This window comes from Vibrio barjaei, assembly GCF_001639065.2.
GTDB lineage: Bacteria > Pseudomonadota > Gammaproteobacteria > Enterobacterales > Vibrionaceae > Vibrio > Vibrio barjaei.
This window is the reverse complement of the sequence record NZ_LQXO02000009.1, coordinates 97,292-123,015: the sequence shown is the minus strand read 5'-3', so window position 1 is coordinate 123,015 and position 25,724 is coordinate 97,292. Positions and strand designations below refer to the sequence as shown.

The following is a 25,724-nucleotide window of genomic DNA, read 5'->3' as shown; positions in this document are numbered from 1 at the left end:
AATGCAAACCTCACTCGCTAATCAACATGCGTCACGTCTTGAGGCGTTGACGCATGTCTCACAACAAGTCTCCCCTCTGCTAGTTGAACTGACAGAGGGAGCACACGTTATTGAACCCAATTCAACATCACGCCAAGAAGTACAGTCGCTTTATCAATACTGGAAGCAACACTACCCCGAAGCTGGTGCGGTCTACTGGCAAACACGTACTTGGACCATGTTAGTTTGGCAGCCAATTACCATCGCTTTAGTCAGTACTTATTATGTCGAACACGTACCGTCAATCAGCACAATGAAACAAGCGGTAAATCTTGATAACGGTGTTGTTGGACAGTTTGATTTTGCTGAACACGATTGGCTACTTGGCGACCAACATCAGCGCTTAGCCATTGCCGCCAAAGAGCTAAAATTACTTCTTGCCGATTTAGCGCGACAACTCAATGATGTATGCAGAATGAGCCCAGCCACTCAAGAGAAGCTGCTTGCTGACACTGTGATGGAAATGTTGCTTCGCGGACTCAATCATATGGTCAGCGTAAATCTACTAACCAAAGAACAACTGCACCCTACGTTTGCTCATGAACTTCAGCATTGGCAACAGGCTCTGGAATTGCCGCTTACTCGCTTTGGACGGCTCGATGTCTCCATCGAGGGGGAATATTTCGTCCAACGACGCGCCTGCTGCATGCATTACCGACGTGCAGACGGTGATTATTGCCAAGGGTGTCCTCAAAAGAAATAACATAACATTAGTAAAAGCTTTGATTTATATGAAGTATTTATTCTCTACCAAAAACTGATGATATTTCGTTACAAGATATTGATTAAGAGATAACAAATGATAACTCATATCAATATCATTTAGACTGTATTTCTCCACGCAGTTGCAATACAATAACCGCGCTTCCAATGCAGACATGAAAACGGTAACACGACTCGTTTAATGCCATTCTTTCTGACTCGATTCGCTGCGTTAACTCCGCAAATCAGTAGCAGACATTTGGAACCCGAATTCAACTAAATAACTGGTACTTTCTACTAGAAAGCAGAAGGCTCTTGAAATGAACAAAACGGCTCTTCGCCTGACCTTGTGTTCGCTCCCACTGCTGTCCGTAAGCAGCTTCGCGACCGCCAACGATCTTAATAGTGCTCGAAATGTCGAGGCGCAAACCATCACGCAAAGTGCACAAAGCCAAACTCGCATCAACAAAAGTAGCGATAAAGCATTTGAACTGAAGTCTGATATCGCGATGCTTGAGCAAGAAGTGGCGAACTTAGAAGTATACGAAAAGCACTTGCAAGCCGTTGTTGCTAATCAAGAAGAAGAGATGGCTAGTATTGATACTCAGTTAGAGCAAATCAGTGCAACTCGCCAAGGTGTTGTGCCATTGATGTATCAAATGCTTGCAGGGCTTGAAGCACATATTAAGCAGGACAAACCAATTCGAATTGATACACGTCTAGCAAGACTTGAAGAGTTGAAGGCTTTGATGCCTCAAGCTGATGTCAGTGATGCAGAAAAGTACCGTCGTATTTTAGAAGCGTATCAGATTGAAATGGACTACGGCATTAAGCTAGGCAGTTACCGAGGCCTTATCCATGTTGGCAACGACATTGAAGCTGAGCAGCTTTATTTAGGCCGCCTTTCTCTGGTCGCTCGCAGTCTAGACAGAAACCAATATTGGTCATGGGATATCAACCAAAACCGCTGGGTTGCCGTTGATAGTGCGTTAGCCCCACAGATTGACAAAGCCTTTGCTATTGCTCACAAGCAAGCGTCTCCATCGCTTGTTGAACTTCCAGTATCATTGACCCCAGCGACTCAAACACAGGATCCTAGCTAATGCGTACGTTATCATTGCATAAATTTCCGCTTATGGTTGCGCTGCTAAGCCTTGGATTAGCACAACCTTCTTTAGCCGCTGAGAGTCTAACTTCAAAAGCCAAAACTGCTCAGCAACAAGAGAGTCAGCACAATGCAGACCGTGAAGCTGAGTTTAAGAAGCAAGAGCAGCAACTAGCGGTCCGTAAAGCTGAGCTAGAGAAACGTAAAGCTCAACTGGACGTAAGCATTGAATCACTCAGCACTGCATTTTCTGATAATGAGCGCACCTTGGCAGAGCAACAAAAGAAGCTGCATTTAGAAACAGGCAGTTTAGGTGAACTGTTTGGCGTAGTCAGACAGTCAGCCAAAGAGCTGCAAGTGGAACTCGATCATTCTGTCGCGAATACTGAGCAAGCTAAGCAAATCGCTGACATCAATGGTATCGTCGCGGCGAAAACACTGCCATCCATTCAGGAGCTGACGGGACTGTGGCGTGCTTATCAAGCCCAAATAGCCTCCAGCGCAACTTACGCCAACGTCCAAGTTCCATTTGTCGCTGGTAACGGTGAAATCACCCAACTCGATGCGGTTCGTTTAGGAAACTTTGCTTTGCTGTCTAACCATGGTCCTATTGATTGGGATGGCAAGCTGGCTAGTGATTTCCCTCGCCTTCCTAAAAACGTTCCGACCTCAACGGATGCAGCTGGTATTGTGACAGGCCAAACCGCCGCCCTTATCGACCCAAGCCGTGGTGATATCTACAAGCAGCTGGCGGATAACCCGACCTTAACCGAGCGATTCGAACACGGTGGTATTGTCGGTAAGATCATTGCAGGGCTCTTTGCTCTAGGCATGATCATCGCTCTATATAGAGCAGCTGTTCTGATTACCACTGAGCAAAAGATCAACAAACAACTAAAATCACCGAACACTCCTACTGATAACCCACTAGGCCGTGTTCTTAGTGTCTACAACAGCGAGAAACAGCTTCATGTTGAAGCACTTGAGCTACGACTGCTTGAGTCCATCATGGATGAGCAACAGCACCTTGAACGCGGTCTAAGCATGCTTAAGCTATTGGCAGCTCTGGCACCAATGCTAGGTCTGTTAGGTACAGTTACCGGTATGATCGAAACCTTCCAAGTTATTACCCAATTTGGTAATGCCGAGCCCCGCGTCATGGCGGGTGGTATCTCTATGGCATTGGTCACAACCGTACTCGGTCTGATTACTGCGATGCCACTACTTCTTGCTCACAACTTACTGAGTTCTAAAGCCGAAACGATTCGCAATATCCTAGAACGTCAGAGTGTTGGTCTTGTTGCAGAGCAAGCCGAAGCCCAAACCATTGAGCATAAGGAAGCGTATGCCGCATAACCTATTCAGTTGGCTACCCGGTAGCGAGCATCTGAACCAGTTTATGACGCAAGGTGGGCCTGTATTATGGTGGCTCGCCGCGGTGGTGTTTATTTTTTGGTTAGTGGCCTTTGAACGAGTGATCTATTTCGCCAAGGTCTTTCCTACCGAGAAAAAAAACTGGGTTGAGAAATGGGTAGCGCGTCAAGATCATTACTCTTGGTATGCTCAGTCACAGCGCAATGCCATGCTAAGTGAAGCAGAGAATAAGCTTAAGCAAAACTTAAACTTGTTGAAGTGCCTACTTAGCTTATGTCCCATGCTGGGACTGCTTGGAACGGTCACCGGTATGATCACAGTATTTGACACCCTGGCCGCTCAAGGTAGCGCACAGCCACGCTTAATGGCAGCCGGTATTTCAATGGCGACGATTCCGACTATGGCAGGCATGGTCGCCGCACTCTCGGGCATGCTCGCCTATTCACGTATTCAAAAATGGAGTAGCAAAAGCCTACTTCAACTTGAACAGTTACTTAGAAGTGAGCGTCACTTGTGTTCCAATGTGGCTCACTCAGGAGACTCTCAATGAGATTAGGTCATCGTAGAAAACAGACCGAAGAAGCCAATATCGATATGACGTCAATGCTCGATATTGTATTTATCATGTTGATCTTTTTTATCGTCACCAGTTCATTCGTTCGTGAGTCTGGCGTTGATGTTAATCGACCACAGGCAAGCCATGCCGTTAGCCAGAAAGATGCAGGGATCTTTGTAGCCATTACTTCTGCTAACGATATCTACATTGATAAACGTCGCGTGGATGTGGAACGTGTGCAAGCAACAATTGAGAAACTGTTGTTAGAACAACCTAATGCTTCGATGGTCATTCAGGCTGACAAGCACGCTTTCAACGGCACTGTGGTAGAGGTGATGGACAGCGCTAAAGGAGCAGGAGTCACGAAGATTGCATTGGCAACGGAGAGCCCATAATGGTTCGACTACTGGCTAGTGTCCCACTTGCAGCCGCGTTAGCTTTTGCCCTGTTCTCTTTTATGAGTTGGATGATCGATATAGGGCCTAAAGCTAAGCCCGATGATAAGCCAAGGCTGAGTTATGATTTAGTGATGGTGGAACCAGATAGTGAAACAGCAAGGCGTCAACGTGTGCTCCCTGAGCCACCAAAAATGCCTTCAACACCTCCCTCGGCAGCGGTGGTAGAACAAAGCTCACAGGTATCAAGTGTACAAACACCTAGTACACCTCAACTACCCAATATCGCCATTTCAACTCAAGTGGCGGGTGTGGCGCTTAATGCTCCAACCGTTCCAGATATAGGTCAAAACCAGCAAGTCATGCCATTACACCGTAAAGAGCCTCGCTATCCACGTCGTGCATTGCAACGTAATATCGAAGGTTATGTGGTGATGTCTTTTACTATCGATGAAAGTGGTCGCCCGACGGATGTTCAAGTGGTGGAAGCAAAACCAAGACGAATGTTTGAACGTGAGGCGATGGTGGCGCTTAAACAATGGAAATATCAACCAATGATTGTGAATGGCAAAGCGACTCCGCGCATCGGCCAAACCGTCAAATTAGAGTTTAAGTTAAATCAATGATAAAGCGTCTATTTGTTATCTCCGCCCTAGCTCTGAGCAGCCTCTTAGTGACCACTAGCGTAGCTGCTGCCCCGCAACTTGGTATGCGAACAGCAACGCAAGTTTCCAAGGCCTATGAGCTGGAGCAAGAGGATAAACTGAGCGAAGCCATTAAGCTCTTAGAGGGACTAAAGCCGAGTGCCAATTACGACAAAGCGTATGTGGCCCGCATGCTAGGCATCTATTATTGGCAAGCAGAACAAGCTGACAAAGCCGTTAAACAGCTGCAAATAGCCGTGAGTACGGGTGCATTCGAAGATGAACAAGGTTGGCAAACGGAACGTATGCTGGCAGAACTATTACTCTCTGAAGATAAACCTGAGCAAGCCTTAGTGCACTTCAATCAGCTGACCAAAAGCGCTGAAGCAAACAACATCAGTAAAGACCAAATCACCGGAGTATGGCTCAATAAAGCGCGAACTCATTACTTATTGCAGCAATGGAAACCTTTATTGGCGGCAATTAATGAATATCACAAGCGTGACAATACCCCTAAGCTACAGCCATTGAGTTTGCAATTAACAGGTGAGATGCAGTTAAAACGCTTGAAGAGTGCGATTTTGACGACACAAAAGTTATTGGCGTTACAGCCGGATAACCTAATGTGGTGGCAGCAGTTGAGCTCACTCTATATGCAAACTAGGCAGTACAAATTAGCACTGGCAACCTTGGTATCCGCCGAACGCGCTGGTATTAAGTTACCAGAGAATCTTCAGGTCAGTAAAGCTCAGCTTTATTCTCAGCAAGGTATTCCCGAGAAAGCTGCTCAGTCCTATGCCAATTTGCAAGTTAAAGAGAGCGATATTGATACCATTATCAAGCAGGCAAGGCATTGGCAAATGGCTCGTGAATGGTCCAATGCTCAAACTGCATGGCTGGCAGCAGCAAGACTTAACGGTAAGTACTATGAAGAGGTGGCAAGGTTGGAGCTTCAGCAAGGCGCATTCAAGCAGGCGCTAAGTTCACTCAACAAAGTCACTGACATTAATCAACAAGAGAAACTGTTACTGCAAGTGAGAGCTTATGTGGGCCTGAAAGATTACGCCAAGGCGACCAAGGTTGCTCAAGCAGCGCATAGAGAAAAGCCAACCACGCAAACCGCAGACTGGTTGCAGTATTTAGAACAAATGAGTCAACCTCGCTAACACGAAAAAACCCAAGCTCAGCTTGGGTTTTTTATTGCTCTTTCATTTTCAAATGTCAAAACTAAACACTTTCGACATCATTTTGTCTGATGCGAGCAGCTAGCTGTTTGTAACGGTCAGCTATCGTATCACCAAAGACCGGATCGTCTTCAGTCACCGTCCATTGGCTTTCTACTACTTGCCAATCTTGGGTAGTAAACCGTTTTTCGATCAAAGGCAGTACGGATTGTTCTTCCAAATCAAGGTGGCGCTTTTGATCTTGAATGAACTCTGATAAACGCCCCATGAATACTTCCTGAGGTACCACTGAGTCTTGGAGAATCATCTCGACAACATCTAGAAAAGCATGCGTCTTCTCTGACAGTTCTAGATGGTCGGTCTCAAGGTTCTCTACTTGTTCTTGAGCACCGTATTTTTCAATAAAGTAGTGATAGAGAATGTCTTCTTTGGGGTGATGTATTTTTTCAGAATGATTGGCTAAGTAATCGACGATCTCTTTGACGATACTGTAGTTAATTGGCTGCTCTTTTTCTAATAAGTGCAATTTTCGATTTAAAATCGCGAGCAATCGCACCATATAGCCGTGCTCGCGTCTAATCCTTTCGATCATCATGATCCTTCTCCCTAATTTTCCATACTCTTTGTAAGTGTATAAGAGAAAGTAGGATCATGTTTTGAGGATGCTCGAAAAACCACCAATTGACTAAGAATGCTTAATCCAGCTGTGGTTGCCAATCAATAGGTCGCTTACCCATACTTTGAAGTATTTGATTTGTTTTAGAAAAGTGGCCGCTTCCGAAGAAGCCTCTGTGTGCAGACAATGGGGAAGGATGAGGCGCAGTCAATACGTGATGTTTGCTACGGTCTATCATCTTACCTTTCTTTTGAGCATGTGAGCCCCATAGCAGGAAGACAATGCCTTCACCGTTCTGATTCAAAGCTTCTATAACTCGGTCAGTAAATGTCTCCCAACCTAATTTAGCATGAGAATGTGCCTGCCCTTGTTCCACAGTCAAGACTGTGTTTAACATCAGCACACCTTGCTCTGCCCAGCTCTTTAGATAACCGTGCGCAGGTATCTCAAAACCCTCAATATCTTGAGCGAGCTCTTTATACATATTGACCAAAGAAGGTGGTGTCTTTACGCCTGGTAAGACGGAAAAACAAAGTCCGTGAGCCTGATTAGGTCCGTGATAGGGATCCTGCCCCAACATCACCACATTCACATCCGAGAATTCAGTAAATCGAAATGCATTAAATACATCTTGAGCAGGAGGGAAAACAACCTTCCCTTGAGAACGCTGTGCTTCAACATACGCCATGGTCTGTTGAAAGTACTCTTGCTGCTTTTCATTACCGATTACGTCGTGCCATGTGAGTGTTGTCATTGTGGGTCCCTGAAGATGAATACTTCAGGTAGTCTATCACTCAACGAAGGGTCACCACTACTGTCAATTTGGCGTATCGCCATGCACTTTTCCTCGCCAGAGGCAGTGCTTATTAGATTATTTATCGTTCAATGATTAGGATGCTTTATCTGCGGTGTTCGGTAATGACCTTGACCATGAATATGTCGGTTTGGGGTCGGAAAGCGAGTAGAACGCGTAGCATTTGGCCTAGGAGTTACTGGACGAGTCATAATGGCACCTACCTTATCGAATCACACATTTATGCAACATGCATGTAACATAGTATGAAAGAAAGATGCCAAAATGCCATGTAGTACACGAAAAAATCAGCAATTTATTGAAAAATGTCTCAATTGTTGGATCTCATCAGGCCAAATAGTGGGCTCTATTGTTTCTAAAATCAATGGGATAGAATCAAATCGTTGATCTTGCATAATGTACTCAAAGCACGCCCACCCAATCTCTCCTTTACCAAGCGAGTGATGCCTATCGACCTTACCTCCCAGTGGGATCTTTGAATCATTAAGGTGCATGGCTCGCAAATAGTGCATACCAACAATTCGGTCAAACTCTGCGAAAGTGTGCTCGCATGCCTCTTTAGTTCGTAAGTCGTAGCCAGCCGTAAAGGTATGACAGGTATCAAGACATACGCCGACCCTCGATTTATCTTCTACCTTATCAATGATGTGAGCTAAGTGTTCGAAGCGCCAGCCAAGGTTAGTGCCCTGACCTGCGGTGTTTTCAATGACCGCAATGACATCCGGTACTTGTTGATGCGCCAAATTAATGGATTCGGCAATACGGTCTAAACAATCACTCTCAGACAACTTTTTTAGATGACTTCCCGGATGAAAGTTAAGCAGTGTAAGCCCCAATTGTTGGCACCGCTCCATCTCATCGACAAAAGCAGCTCGAGACTTTTCCAGTTTATCCAACTCCGGCGCACCTAAGTTAATGAGATAAGAGTCGTGCGGAAGAATTTGTTCCGCACGGAAGCCGTACTTTTGGCATTCCGATTTAAATCGTTGGATAACCTCTTCGGTCAACGGTTTTGCCACCCACTGTCGCTGATTCTTAGTAAAAAGTGCAAATGCGTTCGCACCGATTTCATTTGCCCTTTGTGGCACATTATCAACCCCACCAGCGGCGGAGACATGTGCACCAATAAATTTTTTCATATGATTGACTACCTGATCGAGTTCACAGTTTTTGAACTGTTATTTAGCGATCTTATACTTTCAGTTTTGGTTATGGAAGCCATTGATTTTACCTAAATAGCTAGCTTTTTAAGGTTGATTTGTTGTTTTATTACTACAAAACATCAATTCAAATAAATTTTAATTATTAAAATATCATTTTAAAGCACCATTTTTAAAGGTTTGATTGACTTCAATCAAAAAATTAACCACAACTTCATTAATGTTTTTTGTTGTATTTTGATCTAAATCAATACTAAAATACCCATAACGGGTTATATATAAGCCAGCTCGACAAGAATTGAAAATTAACACCACAAAAATGCCACTCTGAAAGTGGATTAGGAGATAGTGATGATTCAAGGTATCCAAATTACTAAAGCAGCAAATGACGATCTACTAAACTCAATCTGGTTGATCGACGGTGACAAAAACGAAGCACGTTGCGTTGCAGCAAATGCTGGTTTTGAAGCTGACCAAGTTATCTCTGTTAGTGACCTAGGCGAATACGAAAGCCGCGAAGTAGCAATCGAAGCTGCACCTCGCATCGAAGGTGGTCAACACCTAAACGTAAACGTTCTTAAGCGTGAAACTCTAGAAGACGCTGTTGCTAACCCAGAGAACTACCCACAGCTAACTATCCGTGTTTCTGGTTACGCAGTACGTTTTAACTCGCTAACTCCAGAACAGCAACGTGACGTTATCGCTCGTACATTTACTGAGTCTCTATAATTAGAGACGTGAAGTAAGCAAATACAGAAAAACAGACGCGCAAGCGTCTGTTTTTTTATGTATGTAAAACGGTGTCCGACGCATACAAAAAAACCTCCCGAAGGAGGTTTTCAAAGCACATCAAGCACACACTCATATTTCAGTCATGTCATCCATCTTAGAGATGTCATCCCTGCGTAGGCAGGGATCTAACTAATGCGCTTACAATATCACCGATTAATTCAGTGTCACTCGAGCAAACTTACGTTTACCGACTTGGTAAACCGCTTGGCCCGCAGCTGGAACGAGCTTAGTATCTTCCACTTTCTCGCCATCAATCTTCACTGCGCCTTGACGAATCATACGCATTGCATCCGACGTTGAGTTAACCAGTGCAGCTTCTTTTAAAAGGTTACCAATTGGAAGGCCTGCTTCGAATTCGAATTCTGGCATTTCATCCGGCATCGCGCCTTTTTGGAAACGGTTGATGAACTCTTGCTCAGCCGCATCGGCATCCGCTTCAGTATGGAAGCGTGCAATGATTTCCTTCGCAAGTAGAATCTTAATATCACGAGGGTTTGCACCACTCTCAACATCGGCTTTGAACTGTTCAATCTCGCCTAGAGGACGGAATGACAGCAGCTCATAGTAGCTCCACATTAGCTCATCAGAGATAGACATGATTTTACCAAACATCTCCGAAGGCGCTTCGCTGACACCGATGTAGTTGTGTGCAGACTTGGACATCTTCTTCTCGCCGTCCAAACCCACTAGAAGCGGCATAGTCAGTACAACCTGTGGTTTCTGACCGTGTGACTTTTGAAGCTCACGACCCATTAATAGGTTGAACTTCTGGTCTGTACCACCAAGCTCTACATCCGTTTTCATCGCTACTGAATCGTAACCTTGTAGCAGTGGATACATAAACTCATGAATTGCGATTGGCTGGTTGTTGCCATAGCGCTTTTTAAAGTCATCACGCTCTAGCATACGAGCTACAGTTTGGTTGGCTGCAAGGCGGATCATACCCTCAGCACCCAGTTCTGATAGCCACTCAGAGTTAAATGCGATCGTCGTTTTCGCTGGATCTAAGATCTTAAACACTTGCTCTTTGTACGTTTCAGCGTTACGTAAAACGTCTTCACGAGTTAGCGGTGGACGCGTCGTGTTTTTGCCCGTAGGGTCACCAACCATACCAGTGAAGTCACCGATTAAGAAAGTCACATCATGGCCTAGATCTTGGAATGCACGTAACTTATTCAAAATTACTGTGTGGCCTAGGTGAATATCTGGTGCTGTAGGATCGGCACCCAGTTTGATGCGTAGAGGACGGTCCTCTTTTAACTTAGCAATCAGTTCTTCTTCTGGAATTAGCTCGTCAACACCACGTTTGATCTCAGCCAACGCTGCTTCAAGGTTCGCCATTCTTGTTCACTCCCACAGATTTGGCAAAAATATAATAGTTGGACATCTTACTTGAATAGCGATGTTTTTTGAAACCAGTTAGACTAATTGGTTTAGGAAATTTCAAAAATAATGTTGAATTGAACTCTCATGGTATCTGTTTTTAAGCGCCTGCCTTGGCTTCACCGTGCGCTCATCGCCTTTTTTACGGCACTAATCGTTATTGCCCTGTTCCTGCCAGACGTTACTGAGCTGGATGATGGGAATGACCGACTTGAAGTCGGCAAGCATTACGCCCTAACGATTGACAATAGCGCGTTTCCAATCGGTGATGCCATTCCACCAACCGTTGTACTCAATTGGGAAGAGCATACTGTTCGCTCTGGAGAAAGCGCCGCCATTCTCTTTCAGCGTTTAGGACTGTCGCCACGCTTGCTGCATGAGTTAATTTATACCAATAACGATATAAAACAGCAGCTCTCAAAATTGAGACCGGGAGATAAGCTAACATTCGGATTCGACGAGAACAGCGACTTTATCCAGCTAAAACGTAGAATTAACGACTACGAAACGTTCAAGATCACTCGTACTGATGACGGATTTACCTCAACTTGGGATAAAAAAGAGGTCGACTATCAATACAATTACGCACAAGCACAAATTTCATCTAACTTCTGGAACGCTGGGATTTCAGCAGGATTGACTGCCAATCAAATTATGGAGTTGGCTGGTATTTTTGGTTGGGATATCGACTTCGCGTTAGATATTCGCTCCGGGGATAGTTTTCAATTGCTATACCAAGAAAAAGTCGTGGAAGGTGAAGTGATCGGCCGTGGCAAAATTATTGCTGCGATTTTTAAAAACCAGGGCGATACCTTCAAGGCGATACTAGACGATAAGACGGGTAACTATTACGACGAAAATGGTCGCGCAATGAAGAAAGCGTTCTTACGTTCTCCACTCGATTTTCGCCGTGTAACCTCAAACTTTAACCCAACTCGTCGCCATCCAGTGACCGGAAAAGTTCGCGCCCACCGAGGCACCGATTATGCCGCACCAGTCGGCACACCAATTTGGGCAGCCGGTGACGGTATTGTCCAGAAATCCAGTTATAACCAGTTCAATGGTAATTATGTATTCATCAAACACAGCAATACGTATATCACCAAGTACTTACACTTGACGAAACGAACCGTAAAAACCGGACAACGAGTAAAACAAGGTCAAACTATTGGTACACTTGGCGGAACAGGTCGTGTAACTGGTCCTCACCTTCACTATGAATTCTTAGTAAATGGCGTCCATAAGAACCCGAGAACGGTGAAACTGCCGCAGTCTAAGTCGTTAACAGGTAAAGCTAAGCAGACTTATCTAGCCAATGCTGAGAACCGACTCAATACTTTAGATAGATACAGTGAACTGTTATACGCCAATAACTAAGTTCAAAAATCAGAATACCAAAATAGAAAACCCTAGCGAATAGCTAGGGTTTTCTATTTAACTGCGGCTTAATAGCTAGAGCTTAGTGCGGCTTATTTGGTGTATCGCGATACATCTCTTCAATTTCGTCTTGGTAGCGATCGTTGATCACTTTACGGCGAAGCTTTTGCGTCGGTGTTAGTTCCCCTTTATCCATAGAGAAACCCGTCGGCAACAGCTTGAACTTTTTCACCTGTTCAAACTTAGCCAGCTCTTTTTGAAGTTCAGTAATACGCTTCTCAAACATCTCAACCACGTCGTTATGCTTAATCAGCTCAAGACGGTCATGATATTTAATATTGAGCTCTTTAGCGTACTCTTCTAGCGTATCAAAACATGGCACGATAAGCGCAGAAACGAATTTACGGGTATCGGCAATTACAGCAATTTGCTCGATGTAATGGTCTTTACCAATCGCACCTTCAATCGCTTGTGGGGCAATATACTTACCATTTGAGGTTTTCATTAGCTCTTTAATACGGTCAGTGATAAACAGATTACCTCGTTCATCAAATTGGCCCGCGTCGCCAGTTTTTAAGAAACCATCAGCATCAAACGTCTGCGCGGTTTCTTCCGGCAATTTATAGTAGCCACGCATAACCATTGGTCCGCGAACTAATATTTCATTGTTCTCGCCAATTTTCACTTCCGCACCAGGCATCGGCATACCGATAGAGTCTGGGTTATAACAAGTGTCGTCCCAGCACGAGACGGTTGCCGTTGTTTCGGTCATACCATAGCCAAGCTTGACATTGATACCAATGGCTTGAAAGAAGCGGCCAATAGTTTCATCAAGTTTAGCGCCACCACAAGGCATAAAGTTAATACGTCCACCTAGTAGCTCACGTAACTTGCTCAACACCAACTTGTCTGCCAATGCATGGCTCTTCTTAAGAATCAACGAAGGCTCAGCATTGTCCTGACGGCACTGTGCCATTTTCGCACCCATGTTGACCGCCCAGGTAAACATGATCTTGCGATGAACAGGCGCTTTAGAAACACGTTCATGAATGGCTGAGAAGATTTTTTCGTAGAAACGAGGCACCGCACTCATCACTGTAGGACGAATCTCACTCAATGCATCGCGAACTTGCATTGTATCTTGTAGATAGCAGTTGGTGCCGCCTTGATACAATACATAAAACGTCCAAGCACGCTCGAACACGTGTGACAGCGGTAAGAAGCACAATGATACGTCTCGATCTGTAAGACTTAATCTTGCATCATGACCTTTCAACTGTGCTGCGATGTTAGCATAATCTAGCATAACGCCTTTAGGTTGACCTGTGGTACCAGACGTATAAATCAGCGTTAGCAGATCGTCGTAATTGGCCTGTTCTAGTCGCTCTGATAGCGTAGACTGCTGTTCAATGCTGGCATCAGACATAAAGCTTTGCCAACTCACACTGAAGTCATTTTCAGCCAGAACGATGTCATCACTCATCGCAACAATAAGCTCTAGCTGGCTGCACTCTTCATAGATAGATAAAGCCGCGTCATACTGCGCTTGCTCGCCAACGAACAAGATACGAACGTCTGCGTTCTGAACGATATAGCTGGTTTGAGCTGGGGTATTTGTAGGATATAGCGGTACGGTTACCGCGCGAATTTGCAATGCTGCTAAGTCAGCAATTGTCCACTTCGGCATGTTATTGGAAATGATGCCGATTTTGTCTTGAGGTTGGATTCCTTTTCCAAGTAGAGCCAGAGATAACGCATCAACGTTTACCCCAAACTCCTTCCAGCTAATCCCTTGCCACACATTGTTGATTTTATGTCGTAAGGCGATCTTATCGCCACCTTGTGCGATTCGGTCACGAATCTTCTTTACAATATGGAAATCTAAATTAGCCATGTTCTATCTTTACCTTTTGGCTTACACATGTAAGCTTTTTGAGCGCACAAGTGTACCTATGCTCGTAAAAAAGGCAACCGACCTATATCAAAGTTATCAATAATAGTTATCGGTTTAATCATTCAATGATAATAACTTTCTGTAAAAACTAAAAAAGCCCTGTACAGATACTGCTCAGGGCTTGCTTTAGAAAGTTGTAATAGACTATGACAACGCGACAACTTCGCCGCAGATGACCATCAGCTGGTCACGCAACCAGATGTGACCTTTATCTTTCTCACTCGACTCGTGCCAGCTTAAGTAGCCGCTGATTTTAGTGTTTTCTAATGGCAGTGAAAGCACTTGTAGCTGTTCTTTATTGACCGCATTTTCTACCAGCCAACGTGGTGCGATAGTAACAAGCTCAGATTGACCAACCACATACAGTACATTGCTTAAACTTGTACCTTCATAGGATGCTTGGCACTCCAGTTCACGATACGCTTGCTCAGAGAAACTACGCACGCCGTGTACCTTAGATAACTTCGCGTGCTTTTCATGTGCTAACTGAGCAGTGCTCACTACCCCATGAATTCGTGGGTGATTCTTGGCAGCAACTACAACCAGTTCATCTTGGAAGATCTCTGTGCTAGAGAAGCCTTGTGCATCATAACGAGCGTAATCAATGACAAAATCAATCTCTTGATAACGCATGCGATCTGCCAGTTGACGGTCAGCTTCAGCGTCCAAGTGCAATTGAACGTGAGGCGCTTGCTCAGAAATAGTGTGCATGATTTTTGGAGCAAAACGCATATCACATGGAGAACAAATCGCCATTTTGAACAGGCGAGTTGATGTTTCTGGTGTAAAAATAGAACTCGGTAGTTCATTACGAATCAATTGCAATGCCTGACGCACAGGACCAAACAGCTGACGAGCACGTTGCGTTGGCTGAATACCACGACCCTGACGCATAAATAACTCATCGTTGAACATCACTTTAAGGCGCGCAACGGCATTACTAACTGCTGGTTGCGACATACCTAAATTGTGTGCCGCGCGAGTGATATTCTGCTCTTGCATCACTGCGTCGAAAACAGTCAATAGGTTTAGATCTACGCCGCGTAATGTGCTTTCCATGCGGTAGCTAGCGATAGCGCTCATAGCATCTTTTTTGTCTAACATTTAGTAAGCCTCGTGTAATTTCAATCTCGAATATGTGAGTAAGGATTAATGGTTAGCAACAGGAGTTGTTTACTCGCTACCACTACGTACCTTACAACGTTCTATTAATCCTCTGCATAGTTCGAGGACAAAACAAACTATCTACTAATAACAAACCCAACACCAACAAGTTTGACAAAGAATCACCAAATTTTATCGAGATAAATACATTATCCATTAACAACAATAAGTTACATTATATATAAAAAAAGATAAATTACATTTTTAATAACTTTTGTCCGTTACAACATCTAAAACCATAACTAGCAAGTATATCTGCTGCAGTTTACAACGTATTAGCTGTATCTAACTACCATATAGAACAATTTCCAAAGTATTTAAATAATAGATACATCATATCTATTATTTGAAGATTATTAATACCCACAGTAAATACAACAACGGACACTACATGTCTGTAAGCGCAAAAAAGCCGCTCAATGCGGCTTTTCGTTAAAGTGATAAAGGTGGATAAATAGTCGTCAGACAGAAGCGTAACTCGGAAAATCAACCTTCTCCCATAAACGATGACGTAGTTGTTGGCTACAATCCCAGTTTCCAGCTAATAGCCACTCTGTAATCTCGTTAGCAACATCGGGATAGGTTACTCGTTCGGCTTGCTTTTCATCTAACCAAGCACGGATGACCGATGCATCAAGGAAGTCCATGGACTGCGCAAGCCCCAAGCTTTCAAGCGTTGCGGCATTACTTTGTTGTTCAAACTGACCATCAAGTGGTTTCACCAATAACTTCTTACCTAAACTCAGCGCTTCAGACGGCAACTCAAATCCACCATTGGCAATCACCCCTTGGCAGCGGTGTAGATCGCGCTGAAACTGCTCATGGCTAAGTGGCTTCATCAAAATATTTTCGACTTGTTGTTGCTCAATATTCTCAGGGTGATAACAGATAAAGCGCTGATTTACGAAGCGCAAGAGTACATCGATAATGGTTTGCGTGTTTTCAAAAGGTAGATAAATTAACACGAAATCTTCTGAGGTCACATCATGTCCGTTGGTATGAACAATAGGCGGTAAGATAGGCTGGCCGAAATGATACCAATGCAGACCCAGTTGATACTGAGAAGGTGCAAAATGCTGGATAACCGAGTCATCAATCCAATTCGCCCCCTTTTGTGGCACATCAAATAGAAACGCATTTTGATGGCTGATGCTGACCGTTGGTACGTTCTGAGAACGTGCTGCCCAAGCCGTGATTGGCTCAAAGTCGTTGATGACTAAGTCATAGTCCGAGACATCCATTTGTCTCACTTCACTAAAAAAGCTGGTTAAACTATTTTCCATTATTGTTTTCAAGTAATTAACCTTGCCATCCTCGGTGACAAAGCTAAATCCCCGCCGGGTTTGGTAGTCACCAAATTGCTCCATGGAAAAATACTTGTCTCTGTCACGTCCTGAAAATAGGAAATCTACCTCTACATCATGAGACTTCAGTGCCTGAGACATTGCTCTCGCTCTGGCAATATGTCCATTTCCAGTCCCCTGAACACCGTAAAGAATCTTCATCAATATCACCTTTTAAACTAACTCAAGCACGTAACTGATCGATACATGCGCAGCGGATACACCTAAGGCAGCACCAATAACCACATCAGTCAGAAAATGAACCCCGAGCAGAATTCGTGACGCACCAATCAGCAGCGCCCATATCAAGGCAGCGTCATACCAAGCTGGATAGAAGTGCCCGATTATTGTTGCCATTAGAAACGCCGCTGCGGTATGTCCTGAAGGCAAGCTGTAACGATCAGAAGGTGTGATGAAGGCCTGAAGAAGATGAGAGAACTCTTCAGGACGGCGGCGTTTAAAACTGTTTTTCGTTAGCCAGTAGATCGGTAGCTCAATGGCGAAAGCCAGCAACGCAGCGGCAAAGAACAAACGCCCTACCACATCGTCCAAAGACCAAATCATCAACCCAAGTATTAGGTAAAGATGACCATCTCCAGTTCTGGACACCCAACGGCTGATCTTAGCGACCGGAGCATTAAAACGATGCTGCAAGCAAAACAATGAAAAAGCTAAATCCATTCGCGCAATTGGCTCAATGGTTCTCATAACTCACTCCTTGTGATAACGAGTAACTCATGATCAAAAAGTAGTCAGCTACAATGACAATTAGGTGACGATTTATTGGAGAAATGATGAAAGTTAGTGGCTGAGGAACCCAGCTCACTAACTTGTAGAAGGGAAGTAAGGCGTATTGTGTTTACGCGAATTAGATTTCTTCGTGCTTGTGGACTAATCCCCAGTCGGCCAATATGGCGTACGCCGATGGAATCATAAATAACACCAAGGCTGTCGAAGCAAAAATACCAAACACGATAGAAATAACGAGCGGCTGAATAACCTGAGCTTGCAAGCTGGTCTCGGTAAGCAGAGGCAGTAAACCCGCCGCCGTCGTCATTGACGTTAAGAACACCGCACGAAAGCGCTCACGGCTCGCCTTAACCACAGAGTCATGCACTGAATCGCCTTCATCCACATGGTGACGTATGTACTGCACCAAAAGAATCGAGTCATTCACTACGATACCGGCTAACGACACAAATCCCATAATACTCGGCATACTCATTGAATGTCCTAACAGCAAGTGCCCCCATACCACACCGATAAAGGCTAAAGGAATCGCCAACATAACCACAAAAGGTTCAAGGTAACTTCTGAACTGGTAACTCAGAATGGTGAATACGCCAAATAATCCTAATAGGAAACCTTTCGCCATTGATGCTCCAGTTTCTGCACTGTCTTTGGTTTCCCCTTCGAAATCGAATCTCAAGCCTGGATATTCTTGCTGTAGCTTGCTGACTTCTTCAGCGCGGAACTGACTGATAATATCGGTCGAGCTAGCTTTAGATGCGTCAACATCACCAAATACGCTCACAGTTCTCAAACCGTCAACACGTTGGATACGCACATAGTTACGCTGAAAATCTAACGTCGCGACAGAAGCCAGAGGAACTTGTGAACCGTCCGCTAAGAAAATCGGGAAATTAGCAAGCTGCTGGATATCACCAATATCTTGCTTGTTGAGTTTCACCTCAATCTTAATGTTCTCCACCCCTACCTGTATTTCATCGGCAGTTTGACCAAAAAACGCGGCTCGAAGCTGGCTAGCAATCAGCTGACCATTAACACCAAAGCTCTCGGCACCCGGGCGCAATTTGACCAGGATTTCTTCTTTACCTAAACGCATATCGTCCAAAACACCACTGACACCATCAAACTCATTCAAGTATTGCTGTATCTCAACGGACGCCGCTTTTAGCATGTCTAGGTCATCATGCTTAATGCGAATTTCCAATGCACGGCCACCCGGCCCCATTGTCGGTTGCTTGAAGACTAATGAGATCGGATCAGCAAGCTCTCCTACATCTTCTCTCCAAGCCGCAATAAAATCATCGATCAAGGTATTTCGCTGCTCTGCACTGAGCAAATCCAGTCTCACAGTAGCAATATGTGGCCCTGATTCGTTGGCATCACGGTTGGTATTGAACTGACTAGTAATTTGTTTTACCAGTGGTTCGCCACCTTCCATTTCGTCGCTCCACTGCTTGTTCAGTTTTTCAGCCGACGCTACGATTTTATCAACAACACGCTCTGTTTGAGACAAGGAAGCTCCTGGTGGCAGGATGATCCTCGCTTCAGCAATATCGCCATCTAATGAAGGGAATGGGTGGAACTTCACTACTCCACCAGCGATTAAGCTTACCGAGATAAGTAACATCGCAAAAACACTACCCATAAACGCATAGCGGTAGGAAACAACCTTATCGACCGCATTCACCAATGTTGTATTGCGAAAATGCTCAAACCGCTCGAGTAACACGCGCTTGAACTTCACGGGAGGCTTATCTTTATTATGCTTATGCAGCGAGTGAGACAAGTGGTTAGGCAAAATCAAAAATGCTTCAACCAGACTAAGCGATAACACCAAAATCAACACTTGTGGCACAGCACGCAGTACCGCCCCCATTTCCCCTTGCAGGAAGAGTAAGCTGCCGAAAATACACACGGTTGTCAAAAATGAGGAGATAACGCCGGGTAGAACTTTCTTCACCCCATTGATGACCGCATCATCGATACTCTGTCCTCGGTCGAGATGAGATTGAATCGACTCAGCGATAACAATAGCATCATCCATCATGATACCGATGGCCATTAACAGCCCAACTAGCGACATGATATTGATCGACAGCCCGAGGTTAGCCATCAAGAAAAGACCACCAAGAAACGCCACCGGTAAGCCAGCGGCAACCCAAAACGAATAACGGAAACTAAAGAACAACCACATCGTCGCAAAGACCAATAAGATCCCCTGCCAGCCATTCTTGACCATCATGGTCAGACGATCCCAAAGTACCGATGACATATCGTTGGTCATTTCTAACGTCACGCCTTCTGGTGCGATAAGTCGTTGTGCATCCACAAACTTGGTGACCTGCTCTTTTACACGCAGCGCATCATCTTCTTTGTTTTTACTGATCTTCAGTACTGCAGAGGGCTTACCGTTGAACAATACCTTTTGCTCATCAAGCTCAAAGCGGTCGGTAATGGTCGCTACATCTTTCAGGCGAATAAGTGCACCGCTGGGACTTGAACCGACAACAATAGACTCCAACTCTTGCGGGGTTACTCGTCGTTCATCAAAACGAATTAAGAAGTTTTTGTCTTCAGTTTCAACATTACCACTCGGTAACTTGATGTTCTGATTACCAATTTGCACCGCGATATCGCTGATACTGAGCCCCATTTGGCGCATAATTTGAGTGTTCAACTCCACACGATATTGGTGATCCGAGAAACCGCTCACATCAACAAGTGACACACCATAATCCAGCTTTAGAATGCGCTTGAGCTGCTCGGCGTACGCTTTTAACTCTGGCCAACTAGTGTCTGCTGTAATAGCAACGTCTACGACAGGCTCATTCCAATCCAACTCTTGAACTACTGGAGATTCAATCTCGTCAGGAAAGTCGTTGATAGCATTAATTTGAGTTTGCACATCCACCAGCATGCGGCCGATATCTGCTCGCTCATTGAGTTTAAGCGTTAAACGTGCAGAACCTTCAATCGCTTCACATTTGGTTTCTTCAATATTTGATAGGCCATCGACGGCATCTTCCATTCGTACGCAAAGACTCTCTTCCACTTCCTGTGGCGATGCCCCCGGATAGGTGATAGCTGCCATAATATAAGGCGGGTCAAACTCTGGGAAGGTTTCACGTTTTATGGTCGACAACGACGAGATACCCAATATCAATAATGCCAACATCAGCAAATTGGCAGCAGTTGGGTGCTTAGAGAAAAATCGAATCATTGGCTTGCCTCATCGATGCTTTCTCTAACTAACATTCCTTCAATAGCGGGCAAAATATCGTTCAGAATCACTTTTTCACCTTGCTGTAAGTCACCAGTAATGATCACTTGATTATCCCTACGGTAAGAAACTTGTACCGACCGCATTTCAAGGCGATTTTCATCGTTCATCAAATATATTTTATCGCCGTGCAATGCGCGTTCAGGCACGAGCCAAGAAGGCTGTTTCTGTCCTTCAATGGTTGCTTTTACAAACATCCCATTGACCAGCACAGGCGTACCCGCAAGGCCGTTGTTGCTTGGTAATTGAGAAACTTCTAGAATCACACCTGCTGTCGCTTGGTTGGCATCAACGGTTTCGCTGACACGTGCCACTTTAGCTGGCCACGTTGCCGTAAGGTTTCCACTACTCAGTTCCACAGTGGCTTGCAGCTTATTTAATTCAACGTTACCACTTTGGCTCTCATCCCAATTCAGGGTATTCGACAACAGCTGCAAATCGTGAATCGACAACTGCGCTTCTACTTCCATCACGTCGTTAAGGTGGGCTGTGACCATGGTTTGCTGCAAGTTCACCACTTGGTTTAACTCAGCATCTACTTCCGAAACACGCATCGTAACGGGCAAAACAATACGTGTTTTTTCCAATGAGCGCTTCGCTTCATCTACTTTCGCTTGGTTCACTTTCACCAAAGCTTGGGAGACTCCCCTTTCATCCGGCATCAATGCCAATTGGTTTTCAATATCTTGAACCAGCTTTTTCTGCGACAGCATATTTTGTTTTTGAGTATCGACATCAGACTGAGACGTTAGGCCACGCTTATTGAGGTCCACACGACGCTGGTATTCGTTTTCCGCGAGCTGTAAGCGATTTATCTCAATAGATAGTGTTTGTTTCAGGTTTGTCTCTTCTTGATCTAAACGAGCCAGTTGAGTTTCGCTTGATTTAAGGTCGGCAATCGCCTGTGATAGCTTGAGTTCGTAATCTAAAGGGTCAATACGAAGAATTTCCGTTCCCGCCGCTACCACGGTGCCTTTTTCTAAATTTGGATGCTTGTAAACCACCGCTCCTGTCACCTCAGCGATGGCCTTCCACTCAACTTTCGGTTCAGCTCGACCAAAGCCAATTGCGATAGGCGCTGACATCTGAGGTTCCAGAGTCATGGTATCCACTACTCTTGAGCGATCTCCAGCGGGTTTCGTTGGCACATCGGGTCTCAGGTTTATTGCTGCAATGAGCGCAATTACACCAACTGCAAAGGCAGGAAAAAATAACAGCTTTTTATTTTTAGACGTCATAAGGTCACATTCTGATTAGTCGTTAGTAGGATCACGTAACAGCGCACGCGATAGCAATGAGATGTTGTGTTCGAGCAACTCATCTAGAAAGGCTTCATTCAGTTCGATTCCGTGTAATTGCAACATGGCAGGTGGCGCGACAAACGGAAACACCATGAGTGATATGAACGATACTTTACAAAGCTTCGGATCAATATCATCACGTAAATACCCAGCCTGTTGCAGTCGACCAAACATCAGGTCATGGTCTGGGCGAGCAAGATCAACAAACACTTTTTCAAACAGTCGTCTCTGTGTTGCCGAGGGAGGCATATGCATGATTTGAGCGATTAAACGCGGAAACTGGGGAACTTTGTTCATTTCGTGATAATAGATACGCATAAAATCAAACAAGTTACGATGATCGCCTTTCATAAAAACTTCATCCATTTTGTTTTTCATCGGGGCGATGGTTTCACGAACCATGGTTTCAAATAGCCCCTCTTTGTTGCCAAAGTAGTAACGAATCATCGCAATATTGACACCCGCTCTTTGCGCAATCAGACGAGTCGATACTTTATCGTATGGCATGACAACAAACAGTTCACGAGCATGCTCTAGTAGCTTTTGTCGAGCGTCAGTTTGCTTTCTAGGGCGGCCTACCTTTCTCTTCTCTTGTTCCACAGGCTGCATAATTTAACCTTAATTATTAATCACAAGATTAATTATAGGACTGATACCTTTGCTTTATGCAGAACAATAATTCATCACAATTTAATCATATGATTAATTTACTATTAAAAACGTTAAGACTGCAGCGCTCACTGATCCGATATCCAAGAAAAATCAGATTAACCCTTGACGCATGAGCTTGAGTGCGGTACTAATCTTGTAACTTAATTTTGTGGAATGCATAACAGTGTCATTACGTTTTTCTCTACTCCTGAACCTCCTCCTTATCGTGAAAACATCGCGCGGGTAGGTTGTGGACGAAAAACACCACTAAGAATTATAAAAAAACCCGCTTAGACAAGCGGGTTTTTTTATATCGATTGAACTGGACGTAAACGATTAACCTGTACAAAGAGGAAGCAAACATGAAAGATCAGGTGATAATATTCGACACCACATTGCGTGACGGCGAGCAAGCACTTTCAGCAAGTCTGACAGTTAAAGAGAAACTGCAAATTGCTTATGCGCTCGAGCGTCTAGGTGTTGATGTTATTGAAGCTGGCTTCCCTATCTCCTCTCCAGGTGACTTTGAGTCAGTGCAAACCATCGCTAAACACATCAAAAACAGTCGAGTTTGTGCATTGTCACGCGCAGTGGCTAAAGATATTGATGCCGCCGCTGAAGCGTTAAAAGTCGCAGAAGCATTCCGTATTCACACGTTCATCTCTACCTCAACGGTTCACGTTCAAGATAAATTGCGTCGTAGCTATGACGATGTGGTCGAGATGGGCGTAAAAGCGGTGAAACATGCACGTAACTACACCGACGACGTAGAGTTCTCTTGTGAAGATGCAGGACGCACACCAATCGACAACCTTTGCCGTATGGTCGAAGCCGCTATTGATGCTGGCGCAAGTACCATCAATATTCCAGACACGGTAGGCTACACGGTTCCAAACGAATTCGGTGGCATCATCCAAACCCTTTTCAATCGAGTTCCTAACATCGACAAAGCGATTATTTCGGTGCACTGCCATGATGACTTAGGCATGTCGGTGGCTAACTCTATCGCAGCAGTCCAAGCAGGTGCTCGCCAAATTGAAGGTACCATCAATGGTATCGGTGAGCGCGCAGGTAACTGCTCTCTAGAAGAAATTGCGATGATTATAAAAACGCGCCAAGAACTTCTAGGTGTTCATACTGGCCTGCAACATCAAGAAATCCATCGCACCAGTAAACTGGTTTCCCAGCTATGCAACATGCCAATTCAAGACAACAAAGCAATTGTTGGTGCGAATGCATTTAGCCACTCTTCAGGCATTCACCAAGACGGTATGTTAAAAAACAAAAATACCTACGAGATCATGACGCCGGAATCTATTGGCTTAAAAGACAAAGCATTGAACCTAACGAGTCGTTCTGGTCGAGCTGCTGTTAAGAGTCATATGGATGCTATGGGTTACAACGAGAACGAATACAACCTAGACACGCTATATGAAGATTTCTTAAAGCTAGCGGATCGTAAAGGTCAGGTCTTTGATTACGATTTAGAAGCATTAATGCACTTTGCGAACTTGCGTGCCGAAGACGACTTCTTTAAGTTGAACTATCTAAGCGTTCAATCTGGCAGCATCATGGCGACGACAAGCATCAAGATTCAATGTGGTGACGAAGAGAAATGTGAGGCGGCAGTCGGTAATGGTCCTGTTGATGCACTTTATCAATGTATCTATCGCGTGACGGGTTACGACATTGTTCTAGATAAGTTTGACTTGACTGCAAAAGGTGAAGGCGAAGATGGTTTAGGCCAAGCAGATATTATTGCTAACTACAAGGGTCGCAAATATCACGGTACTGGTGTCTCAACGGATATCGTTGAAGCTTCTGGTCAAGCCCTACTTCATGTTATCAATAGTATTCATCGCGCTGATCAGATTGAAGAGATGAAGCAGAAAAAAGTAGAAGCGGTCTAAGGTAAGCGTTCATTCCCAAGACCATAGGAAAATTTAGCCCCTTGCTGTTGTTGTACAGACAATAGTTTTCAAGGGGCTTAAGAAATATAAGCAAATACAACATTTAAGGAAATTAGCCCCATGGCAGGTACTTACAAGATTGCAGTTCTACCAGGTGATGGTATTGGCCCAGAAGTTATGGCTCAAGCACATAAAGTGTTGGATGCGATTTCAGAGAAGCACAACATTACACTAGAACGTGAAGAATACGATGTAGGTGGTATCGCCATCGATAATCACGGTTGTCCTCTTCCAGAGAGCACAGTGAAAGGCTGTGAAGAATCAAACGCTATCCTATTTGGTTCTGTTGGTGGTCCAAAATGGGAACACCTTCCACCCAATGACCAGCCAGAACGTGGCGCCCTTCTACCACTTCGCAAACACTTCCAACTTTTCTGTAATTTGCGCCCAGCGCAAATTCACGCTGGTCTAGAAGACTTTTCACCTCTCCGTGCTGATATTTCAGCAAAAGGCTTCGATATTGTAGTGGTTCGTGAGTTAACAGGTGGCATCTACTTTGGTCAGCCAAAAGGTCGTGAAGGTGAAGGACCGACAGAAAAAGCGTTTGATACTGAGGTCTACCACCGTTTTGAAATTGAACGCATTGCCAAGATTGCCTTTGAGTCCGCACGTCTTCGCAACAAAAACGTTTACTCCATCGATAAAGCGAATGTTTTACAAAGCTCTATCCTATGGCGTGAAGTCGTTGAAGAAGTCGCAAAAGACTACCCAGACGTCACTCTAAACCACATGTACATCGATAACGCGACCATGCAGTTAATCAAAGATCCGGCTCAGTTTGACATCATGCTCTGCTCTAACATCTTTGGTGACATCATTTCTGATGAGTGTGCGATGATCACAGGTTCTATGGGCATGTTGCCATCAGCAAGTCTTAATGAAAGTCAATTCGGTCTCTACGAGCCAGCTGGCGGCAGTGCACCAGACATCGCTGGTAAGAACATTGCTAATCCTGTGGCACAAATTCTTTCTGCTGCGCTAATGCTTCGTTACAGCTTAGGTGAAGACGCCGCAGCGCAAGACATCGAAGCCGCGGTAAGCAAAGCACTGTCTGCAGGTGAGTTAACGGCGGATCTAGCAGGCGACAAACCAGCACTTAGCACCTCTGAGATGGGTGACAAGATCGCAAGTTACGTATTGAACTCATAATTACAACATCGCCTTCGCTAC

22 protein-coding genes are annotated in these 25,724 nt (G+C 44.6%); 11 read left to right on the top strand and 11 right to left on the bottom strand.

What is annotated here, in order from left to right; genetic code table 11:
- Window position 1 precedes the first annotated feature (1 nt).
- The 7 genes from AWH66_RS05125 (at window position 2) to AWH66_RS05095 (ending at window position 5,981) form a co-directional block, all read left to right on the top strand.
- A complete protein-coding gene (locus AWH66_RS05125) occupies window positions 2–742 on the top strand; it encodes a siderophore ferric iron reductase (protein WP_063605967.1) in 741 nt (246 codons plus the stop codon).
- Window positions 743–1,061: 319 nt separating this feature from the next.
- Window positions 1,062–1,844, top strand: coding sequence for a DUF3450 domain-containing protein (locus AWH66_RS05120; RefSeq protein WP_063605966.1), 783 nt, complete (start codon window positions 1,062–1,064; stop codon window positions 1,842–1,844).
- On the top strand, window positions 1,844–3,202 hold the full coding sequence (locus tag AWH66_RS05115) for a MotA/TolQ/ExbB proton channel family protein (RefSeq protein ID WP_063605965.1): 1,359 nt from the start codon (window positions 1,844–1,846) through the stop codon (window positions 3,200–3,202). The genes AWH66_RS05120 and AWH66_RS05115 overlap by 1 nt, the downstream gene beginning before the upstream one ends.
- The gene (locus tag AWH66_RS05110; RefSeq protein WP_063605964.1) at window positions 3,192–3,770 is read left to right on the top strand and encodes a MotA/TolQ/ExbB proton channel family protein; all 579 of its coding nucleotides are present in this window, start codon (window positions 3,192–3,194) and stop codon (window positions 3,768–3,770) included. The genes AWH66_RS05115 and AWH66_RS05110 overlap by 11 nt, the downstream gene beginning before the upstream one ends.
- Window positions 3,767–4,171, top strand: a complete 405-nt coding sequence (locus AWH66_RS05105; RefSeq protein ID WP_006075432.1) for an ExbD/TolR family protein — start codon at window positions 3,767–3,769, stop codon at window positions 4,169–4,171. Before AWH66_RS05110 ends, AWH66_RS05105 begins: the two co-directional genes overlap by 4 nt.
- Window positions 4,171–4,797 (top strand): energy transducer TonB, encoded by a 627-nt coding sequence (locus AWH66_RS05100; protein ID WP_063605963.1) that lies wholly within the window; start codon window positions 4,171–4,173, stop codon window positions 4,795–4,797. Before AWH66_RS05105 ends, AWH66_RS05100 begins: the two co-directional genes overlap by 1 nt.
- Window positions 4,794–5,981, top strand: a complete 1,188-nt coding sequence (locus tag AWH66_RS05095) for a tetratricopeptide repeat protein (protein WP_063605962.1) — start codon at window positions 4,794–4,796, stop codon at window positions 5,979–5,981. Before AWH66_RS05100 ends, AWH66_RS05095 begins: the two co-directional genes overlap by 4 nt.
- Window positions 5,982–6,042: 61 nt before the next feature.
- Here the strand turns inward: AWH66_RS05095 and AWH66_RS05090 are convergent, their stop codons facing one another.
- The 3 genes from AWH66_RS05090 to nfo form a co-directional block, all read right to left on the bottom strand.
- Window positions 6,043–6,594 carry a hemerythrin domain-containing protein gene (locus AWH66_RS05090; RefSeq protein ID WP_063605961.1) on the bottom strand — a complete coding sequence of 184 codons (552 nt, stop codon included), beginning with the start codon at window positions 6,592–6,594 and terminating at the stop codon, window positions 6,043–6,045.
- Between the two features lie 100 nt (window positions 6,595–6,694).
- The gene (gene ung, locus AWH66_RS05085) at window positions 6,695–7,369 is read right to left on the bottom strand and encodes a uracil-DNA glycosylase (protein ID WP_063605960.1); all 675 of its coding nucleotides are present in this window, start codon (window positions 7,367–7,369) and stop codon (window positions 6,695–6,697) included.
- Window positions 7,370–7,716: 347 nt separating this feature from the next.
- Window positions 7,717–8,568, bottom strand: coding sequence for a deoxyribonuclease IV (gene nfo, locus AWH66_RS05080; RefSeq protein WP_063605959.1), 852 nt, complete (start codon window positions 8,566–8,568; stop codon window positions 7,717–7,719).
- Window positions 8,569–8,940: 372 nt separating this feature from the next.
- Here nfo and grcA point away from each other — a divergent pair, with 372 nt between their 5' ends.
- Window positions 8,941–9,318, top strand: coding sequence for an autonomous glycyl radical cofactor GrcA (gene grcA / locus AWH66_RS05075; RefSeq protein WP_031494358.1), 378 nt, complete (start codon window positions 8,941–8,943; stop codon window positions 9,316–9,318).
- Window positions 9,319–9,534: 216 nt separating this feature from the next.
- On the opposite strand, the gene tyrS is transcribed toward grcA, so the two are convergent.
- A complete protein-coding gene (gene tyrS, locus AWH66_RS05070; protein WP_063605958.1) occupies window positions 9,535–10,722 on the bottom strand; it encodes a tyrosine--tRNA ligase in 1,188 nt (395 codons plus the stop codon).
- 129 nt (window positions 10,723–10,851) lie between these two features.
- On the opposite strand from tyrS, the gene AWH66_RS05065 reads away from it, so the two are divergent.
- Window positions 10,852–12,141 (top strand): peptidoglycan DD-metalloendopeptidase family protein, encoded by a 1,290-nt coding sequence (locus tag AWH66_RS05065; RefSeq protein WP_063605957.1) that lies wholly within the window; start codon window positions 10,852–10,854, stop codon window positions 12,139–12,141.
- Window positions 12,142–12,223: 82 nt separating this feature from the next.
- Here the strand turns inward: AWH66_RS05065 and AWH66_RS05060 are convergent, their stop codons facing one another.
- The 7 genes from AWH66_RS05060 to AWH66_RS05030 all read right to left on the bottom strand — a co-directional run bounded on the left by AWH66_RS05060 (window position 12,224) and on the right by AWH66_RS05030 (window position 22,542).
- Window positions 12,224–14,035: an AMP-dependent synthetase/ligase gene (locus tag AWH66_RS05060; RefSeq protein WP_063605956.1), complete on the bottom strand. Its 1,812-nt coding sequence runs from the start codon at window positions 14,033–14,035 to the stop codon at window positions 12,224–12,226.
- 204 nt (window positions 14,036–14,239) lie between these two features.
- Complete coding sequence (gene leuO / locus AWH66_RS05055) at window positions 14,240–15,199, bottom strand: transcriptional regulator LeuO (protein WP_006074856.1); 960 nt, start codon at window positions 15,197–15,199, stop codon at window positions 14,240–14,242.
- Between the two features lie 521 nt (window positions 15,200–15,720).
- A complete protein-coding gene (locus AWH66_RS05050) occupies window positions 15,721–16,764 on the bottom strand; it encodes an MJ1255/VC2487 family glycosyltransferase (protein WP_063605955.1) in 1,044 nt (347 codons plus the stop codon).
- Between the two features lie 12 nt (window positions 16,765–16,776).
- Window positions 16,777–17,310 carry a phosphatase PAP2 family protein gene (locus tag AWH66_RS05045; protein ID WP_063605954.1) on the bottom strand — a complete coding sequence of 178 codons (534 nt, stop codon included), beginning with the start codon at window positions 17,308–17,310 and terminating at the stop codon, window positions 16,777–16,779.
- 160 nt (window positions 17,311–17,470) lie between these two features.
- Entirely contained in the window at window positions 17,471–20,572 is a 3,102-nt protein-coding gene (locus AWH66_RS05040; RefSeq protein WP_063605953.1) for an efflux RND transporter permease subunit, read from the bottom strand.
- Complete coding sequence (locus AWH66_RS05035) at window positions 20,569–21,870, bottom strand: efflux RND transporter periplasmic adaptor subunit (RefSeq protein WP_063605952.1); 1,302 nt, start codon at window positions 21,868–21,870, stop codon at window positions 20,569–20,571. The genes AWH66_RS05040 and AWH66_RS05035 overlap by 4 nt, the downstream gene beginning before the upstream one ends.
- Before the next feature lie 15 nt (window positions 21,871–21,885).
- Complete coding sequence (locus AWH66_RS05030) at window positions 21,886–22,542, bottom strand: TetR/AcrR family transcriptional regulator (protein WP_063605951.1); 657 nt, start codon at window positions 22,540–22,542, stop codon at window positions 21,886–21,888.
- 404 nt (window positions 22,543–22,946) lie between these two features.
- Between AWH66_RS05030 and leuA the strand changes: the two genes are divergently transcribed.
- Both leuA and leuB read left to right on the top strand, forming a co-directional pair.
- Window positions 22,947–24,494, top strand: a complete 1,548-nt coding sequence (gene leuA / locus AWH66_RS05025; protein ID WP_006074850.1) for a 2-isopropylmalate synthase — start codon at window positions 22,947–22,949, stop codon at window positions 24,492–24,494.
- Window positions 24,495–24,614: 120 nt separating this feature from the next.
- Entirely contained in the window at window positions 24,615–25,703 is a 1,089-nt protein-coding gene (leuB, locus tag AWH66_RS05020) for a 3-isopropylmalate dehydrogenase (protein ID WP_063605950.1), read from the top strand.
- Window positions 25,704–25,724: the final 21 nt, after the last annotated feature.